The organism is Micromonospora sp. NPDC002411 (assembly GCF_053592955.1).
In genome coordinates, this window is sequence record NZ_JBSFBM010000495.1 from 1 (window position 1) to 3,649 (window position 3,649).

The 3,649-nt window shown below is 71.5% G+C and carries 3 protein-coding genes and 1 pseudogene; 1 reads left to right on the forward strand and 3 read right to left on the reverse strand.

The genetic code is table 11. From position 1 onward, the window contains the following. Positions 1-128: 128 nt before the first annotated feature. Both ACWCO3_RS32820 and ACWCO3_RS32825 read right to left on the reverse strand, forming a co-directional pair. Positions 129-1,262, reverse strand: coding sequence for an ice-binding family protein (locus ACWCO3_RS32820; protein ID WP_450013810.1), 1,134 nt, complete (start codon positions 1,260-1,262; stop codon positions 129-131). 239 nt (positions 1,263-1,501) lie between these two features. Beyond that, on the reverse strand, positions 1,502-2,212 hold the full coding sequence (locus ACWCO3_RS32825) for a class I SAM-dependent methyltransferase (protein ID WP_244311820.1): 711 nt from the start codon (positions 2,210-2,212) through the stop codon (positions 1,502-1,504). A 61-nt stretch (positions 2,213-2,273) separates the two neighbouring features. On the opposite strand from ACWCO3_RS32825, the gene ACWCO3_RS32830 reads away from it, so the two are divergent. After that, complete coding sequence (locus tag ACWCO3_RS32830; protein ID WP_357931930.1) at positions 2,274-3,029, forward strand: SDR family oxidoreductase; 756 nt, start codon at positions 2,274-2,276, stop codon at positions 3,027-3,029. 9 nt (positions 3,030-3,038) lie between these two features. Here the strand turns inward: ACWCO3_RS32830 and ACWCO3_RS32835 are convergent. Further along, a pseudogene (locus tag ACWCO3_RS32835) lies at positions 3,039-3,649 on the reverse strand (hypothetical protein); the annotation flags it as partial.

Genomic DNA, 3,649 nt, shown 5'->3' on the forward strand with positions numbered 1-3,649 from the left:
CCGCGTCGTCGGGCCAGGCCGACTCGGGCCCGTCGGGGTTGGCCAGCTCCCACGCTCTCAATCGCGGATGCCACGTGGAGAGGAAAGGTCGAAGCCGGCCGGCAGTCAGCTGCCGGCCGGACCACCGATCAGGATTCCTGGCGTCGACGCCGTGCGAGGACGAACGCGAACGCGCCCAGCACGACCATCACACTTCCGACGCCTGTCATGGCCGGGACCACCCCGCCGCCGGTAACCGGCAGGATGGGGACCTTGCCACCCGGGCCGCCGGGTCGACCGGGAGGTCCGGGAGGCCCGGACGGTCCAGGTGCGCCAGGGCTACCGGGTGCGCCAGGTGCGCCAGGGCTACCGGGTGCTCCGGGCGCCCCAGGGCTGCCGGGTGCTCCGGGTGCGCCGGGGCTGCCGGGTGCCCCAGGACTGCCGGGTGCGCCGGGGCTGCCGGGCGCCCCAGGACTGCCGGGCGGGCCGGACGGGCCCGGAGGGCCGGTGGGGCCGGGAGGACCGGTCGGTCCGGGCGGGCCGGTCGGCCCCGCGCACACCGGCGCGGTGATGACGTTGGTGTCGAGGGTGACGGCGGCGGTTCGCGCCAGCGCGCGGCCCTGGAGGGTCGCGCCCGTGGCCATCGTGATCGCCGCCTGAGCCATGATGGTGCCCACGAAGGTGGTGCCGGTGCCGATCGTCGCCGAACTGCCGATCTTCCAGAACACGTTGCAGGCTGAGGCACCGTTGATCAGCACGACGCTGCTGTTCGACGCCGTCGTCAACGAGGAGTCGACCTGGAAGATGAAGACGGCCGACGGGTCGCCCTGGCCGTTGAGGGTCAGCGCCCCGGTCAACTGGGCGGCACCGATCCGATAGACCCCCTCGTTGAGCGTATTGCCGCCGAGCTCCGCAGGAAGATTGGTGAACGGAGTCCGACCGGCGGCGTCGTTGAAGGCGATGGTCAGGTCGCTCTGAGCCTGAAGAGCGACCGCGTCACCGAGGTGCACCTCGCCGCCGATGGTCGCCGTTCCGAAGCCGGCCGCGGTGTTTCCGGGGAACCGCCCGAGGCTCTGGGCCAGGAAACTGGGGCCGGTGTTGGTCGGCTCGGCACCGGCCAGGACGGAGAAGTCCGCCGCCGTCCCGAGGTTGACGGGTGCTTCCTGCGCGTTGGCGGCGGTCGAGCTGAGGAGCAGGCTGACCGACACGGTGACGGCTGCGGCAGCCGCGAGGGCCGGCAACACCACCCGCCGCCGTAAACGAAGTTTGGGTTTAGCTGTCACAGAACATCCTCCGGGTATTCCTCGCAGGAGACGTCTCGTGAGCAGCGTCCTGCGCGATACGGCCGATATGTCGCCGACAAGCGGCGGTGACCACCACATCACGCCAGCCCGGCAAATGCTGTCAAAACGGAATAATGCCCCTGCCCTCCGGGCAAAGTGGATGGGGCCTCGCGTTCGCGTTTGGTGCTCTCGCCGTTTGGCCTGTCCCTCGACTCAGGGCAGGCGACCGGCTGCCGTCCCTATCGGCGGTCCGCCGTCGCCGGCCAGATCGCGCGTCCGTGGACGCAGGGCGAGGAGGGGCTGTTGCTGGTGGCCGGGAAACGAAAGCGGTTTAGTTCCTCGATGACGAACCCTGCGGTCGTGATGGCGGCGACGGTGTCGCGGTTGGTGTGGCACCCGGCGAACAGCTTCGGCCACAGTGTCGCGTCGACCAGTCGCTGGGCTCGGTGCAGACCGCCGGGCTTCTCGGCGGCGACGTGTTCGAAGAACCGCAACTGGCCGCCCGGGCGCAGCACCCGCCCGACCTCGGCCAACGCGCTCGCCTGGTCCGGCACGGTGCACAGCACCAGCGCGACCACGGCGGCGTCGAACTCGTCGTCCCCGGCCGGCAGCCTCTCGGCCAACCCGTCGACGACCGTGACCGGGACCGGCGCGCTCGGTGCCGCGCGTTCGGCGGCGGCCCGCAGACGCCGTTCCGGTTCGACAGCGACGACCTCGGTCACCGACGGCGGGTAGTGCGGGAACATCCGCCCGTTGCCCGCACCGATCTCGACCACCCGGCCGGACAGGCCGGCGACCAGGTCCCGCCGGTAGGCCGCCGTACCGGCCCGGTCCATGGCGACGCTCAACCGTTCGTAGACGCGGGCGAACACCGGGTGCGACACCTCGGCCACGGCCACCTCCAGGTCTCCGTCGAACTGTTCTCCGGCGATTGTCCTGCATCGGTGCACGCTTTCCGTCTTACTGGGTGGCAGCACGACTCAACCCATGCGGAAAGGACGTGGTTCGACCATGAAGATCGTCGTCATCGGGGGCAGCGGCCTCATCGGTTCCAAGCTCGTGGATGACCTCCGCGCCCAGGGCCACGAGGTGGTGCCGGCATCACCGAAGACCGGCGTGAACACCCTGACCGGCGAGGGCGTGGCCGATGCGCTCACCGGTGCCGACGCCGTCGTCGACGTGTCGAACTCGCCGTCGTTCGAGGACAAGGCCGTGCTGGAGTTCTTCGAGACGTCCACCCGGACGCTCCTTGCCGCCGCGTCGGACGCCGGGGTGGGCCACTACGTGGTGCTCTCCATCGTGGGTTGCGACCGGATCCCGGACAGCGGCTACATGCGGGCGAAGGTCGCCCAGGAGAAGCTCGTCGTCGCGTCCGGAACCCCGTACTCGATCGTGCACGCCACCCAGTTCTTCGAGTTCCTCCAGGGGATCGTCGACGCCGGCACGGACGGCGACACCGTGCACCTGGCCCCGGTGCTCATCCAGCCGATGGCCGCCGACGACGTCGCGGCCGCAGTGGCCGAGGTCGTAGTCGGTGCGCCGACGAACGCCGTGGTCGAGATCGCCGGCCCGGAGCAGTTCCGCCTCGACGACCTGGGCCGAGACCTCCTCGCCGCCCAGCAGGACCCTCGGTCGGTGGTGGCCGACCCGGACGCCCGCTACTTCGGCGCGAAGCTCGGCGAACGCTCCCTCGTTCCCGCCGACGGCGCCCGCCTCGCCGGTACGCGTCTCGACGACTGGCGGGCGCGGGCGAACAGCGGACGGTGACACGGTCCGCTACGTCGCCGTGCCGGGCGGGTCGGCCCGCTCACCGAGGCGCCGCACCAACTCCCGGGCCGCCGCCGTGAACGGCTCTTCGGATTCGCCCAGCCAGTGCCCACGGATGGGTGGGGGGACGCTGTCACTGGGCGGCGTCACCACGTCGCGCGGATCACGGTACCGGCGATCCACCCGGGCGGCCGGGCCGCCGACATCGCCCGGCGCCGGTGTGCGGTGCGCCGAGAAGATCCAGCCGCCGATGGGGTCGGTGTCGCTCCACAGGTTCACCCACCGCCAACCGACCCGGCGGCCGATCTCGTGCAGCGCCACGTCGTCGACGTACGCGGGGAAGAGCCGCGCGTAAAGGCGGTGCAGCGGCGACCCGTGGGTGAGCAGAGCGATTCGGTCGCCGACGTGCGGCGGCAACTGGAGCACCGTCGCGGCGAGCAGGACCGAACCGTGGCTGTGCCCGGTGAGCAGCACGGCGTCCCCGCGCTCGACGAGGTACGTGATGCGACGGGCCAACTCCGGCACGGCCCGCTCGGAGTAGCAGGGCGGAGCGAACGGGTGGGCGGCCCGAGGCCAGAAGGTGCCCAGGTCCCAGAGGACGCCGATGTGCCGGCGGAACG